Annotated in this window: 3 protein-coding genes and 1 pseudogene; all 4 read left to right on the forward strand. The window is 50.3% G+C overall.

The window, feature by feature from the left end; all coding sequences use genetic code 11:
• Window positions 1-147: zinc ribbon domain-containing protein (locus tag RCO25_RS28995; protein WP_308999560.1), on the forward strand; the 147-nt coding region annotated here is incomplete at its 5' end.
• Window positions 148-313: 166 nt separating this feature from the next.
• Window positions 314-1,375, forward strand: a complete 1,062-nt coding sequence (locus RCO25_RS29000) for a Gfo/Idh/MocA family protein (RefSeq protein ID WP_308999561.1) — start codon at window positions 314-316, stop codon at window positions 1,373-1,375.
• A 54-nt stretch (window positions 1,376-1,429) separates the two neighbouring features.
• Window positions 1,430-1,632, forward strand: a pseudogene (locus tag RCO25_RS29005) (substrate-binding domain-containing protein); the annotation flags it as partial.
• Window positions 1,633-1,923: 291 nt separating this feature from the next.
• Complete coding sequence (locus tag RCO25_RS29010) at window positions 1,924-2,253, forward strand: LapA family protein (protein ID WP_308999559.1); 330 nt, start codon at window positions 1,924-1,926, stop codon at window positions 2,251-2,253.
• The last annotated feature ends 83 nt before the right edge of the window (window positions 2,254-2,336 follow it).

Below are 2,336 nucleotides of genomic sequence, written 5' to 3' on the forward strand. Positions count from 1 at the left end.
AACACGTCTCAGCAATGCTCTAGTTGCGGTGAGATGGTGAAAAAGACGCTGGCTGTTCGAACGCATCGATGTGATCCGTGCGGATATGTCGCTGACCGCGATGTGAACGCGGCACGAAACATTTTGCAACGCGCTTTAGTATCGTAACCATGAAAAGCATAAGGCTCGGACGGAGCCTTCAAGGAGGGGTGAGGTTACGAATCCCGATGATCTGAGAAGCCCTGCCTTTAGGCATGGGGAGTCGTCACATACCCTAGACCAAACATCTTGAATCACGGAGGCTGAATCTAATATATCTATTATAAATTTTGGAATTATCGGCGGAGGCTGGCGGGCGGAATTTTACATACGAATCGCGAAAGCGCTGCCTGAACGGTTTCGCATTCGTTCTATACTTGTCAGAGACGAGCAGAAGGGACGGGAGCTTGAGGCAAAATGGGGCATACGAACCGTACGCACGCTGCAGCAGTTTGCGGCAGAGGCGAAACATTTCAGCTTCGCGGTCGTCTCTGTGCCCCGGACGGCTGCCCCGAATATCATCCGTGAATTAACAGAGCTTGGCATCCCTATTCTTGCGGAGACGCCGCCGGCCGTTGATTTGGCTGCCCTGGCAGAGCTATGCGGTTCATTGCCGAGGGACGTGAAAATTCAGGTAGCCGAGCAATATTTGTTTCAACCGATGCATGCGGCCCGGATTCGGATCGCAAGATCAGGAAAGCTTGGAGAGGTGTCGCAGGTACAGGTTTCCGCGGCGCATGATTACCATGGGATCAGCTTAATTAGACAGCTGCTCGGCGTTGGTTTCGATGCCGCGACGATAAGCGGGGAGCAGTTTGAATCCAAGCTGATGAAAGGCCCGAGCAGGCAAGGTGATCCGCTCGAGGAGCAAATGGTTCAATCGGTGCAGCGGATTGCTACGTTCCGTTTTGGGGACAAGCTGGCTCTGTACGACTTTACAGGCGATCAGTATTTCTCGTGGATCCGCCGCAGCCGCATGCTCGTGAGAGGCAGTAAAGGCGAGCTGATAAACAACGAAATCAGCTACCTTGAAGATTACGCGACACCTATTTATACAGAGCTCCGCAGAGTGGATACCGGCCATCATGGCAACCTAGAGGGCTATTATCATCGCGGAGTTATGGCGGAGGGGGAGTGGCTTTACAATAACCCGGTTGCCCCAGCGCGATTAAGCGATGATGAAATAGCGATCGCGACCTGCTTGCTGCATATGGGAGATTATGTGGCGGGAGCGAGGCCTTCCTTCTACAGCTTGGCTGATGCCGCTCAGGATCAGTATTTGGCGCTCTTAATGGACCAAGCGATAACAACAGGCCAGTCAATTAAGACGGAGAAACAAGTCTGGAACCACCTTTAATTGTAAAGTAATAATATACTTGCATGTATGTTAAAATAAACGCAGCTCACGAAAGAGCAGGTCATAGCCAAAAAACCGGCAGGCATCGCACTGTCGGTTATGAATGCGAATGCATTGACAATTCCTTTCTTGCTACTAACAATTATAATGCAGGGGTTACGGCCGCGCATAAGATGGCCGAGCTCATTGGCAATAAAGGCAAAATCGCTGTCGTGACGCTGCCTAACCAATTGAACCATCAGGAACGAACGGTAGGTCGCTCGTTGGCCTTGGCATTGATTGGCAGCAGGGGATTAAAGGCTTGGTACTGCTGCTCGCCGTCGTGTTTGACATTTATAACAAAAATAAAGCTGCATAAATAAAAGAATGGTGTCCGATTAGTCGGGCACCGTCTTTTTTTGTGGAGAATGACAGAAAAAACGATGTGTCCAGCCTCTGTTAAGGCGCATCATCGATAGCGATAAATCAAAAAGCCAATAGCTTGGAGCTCATGAATAGGCGAATCGGCGGGGTTTATGGTATGATTTCTGGAAAAGGGAGGGATCGGTGTGAAGGGACAAGGCATTCTCATTTCCGCGTTGGTGTTTGCGCTTCTTATTGCGATATTCGCTGTGATTAACGTCGATTCGGTTCAGGTGAATTTTATATTTACGAAGGCAACGCTCCCGCTGATCCTTGTTATTTTGGCATCAACGCTGCTTGGCGGCTTGACGGCAGGGCTCCTTGGCATGATTCGTCAGATTCGTTTGCAGCGGACAGTGAGAGCATTGGAGAAGCAGGTAGCAGAGCTGTCTACTGAGGCTGAGCTGCTGGGCGTAGCGCCAGCGGCAACTCGCTCGGAGTCGAAGGATGCAGCAGTAATGCCGCAAAGCGAGTAACATTTCATCGCGAAACGAGCTTTTGCCGCCAAGATGGCGTCAGCCGTTTACGCTTGAAATATAAGAAAGTATAAATTTTAACG

The organism is Paenibacillus sp. LHD-38 (genome assembly GCF_031157315.1).
Lineage (GTDB): Bacteria > Bacillota > Bacilli > Paenibacillales > Paenibacillaceae > Pristimantibacillus.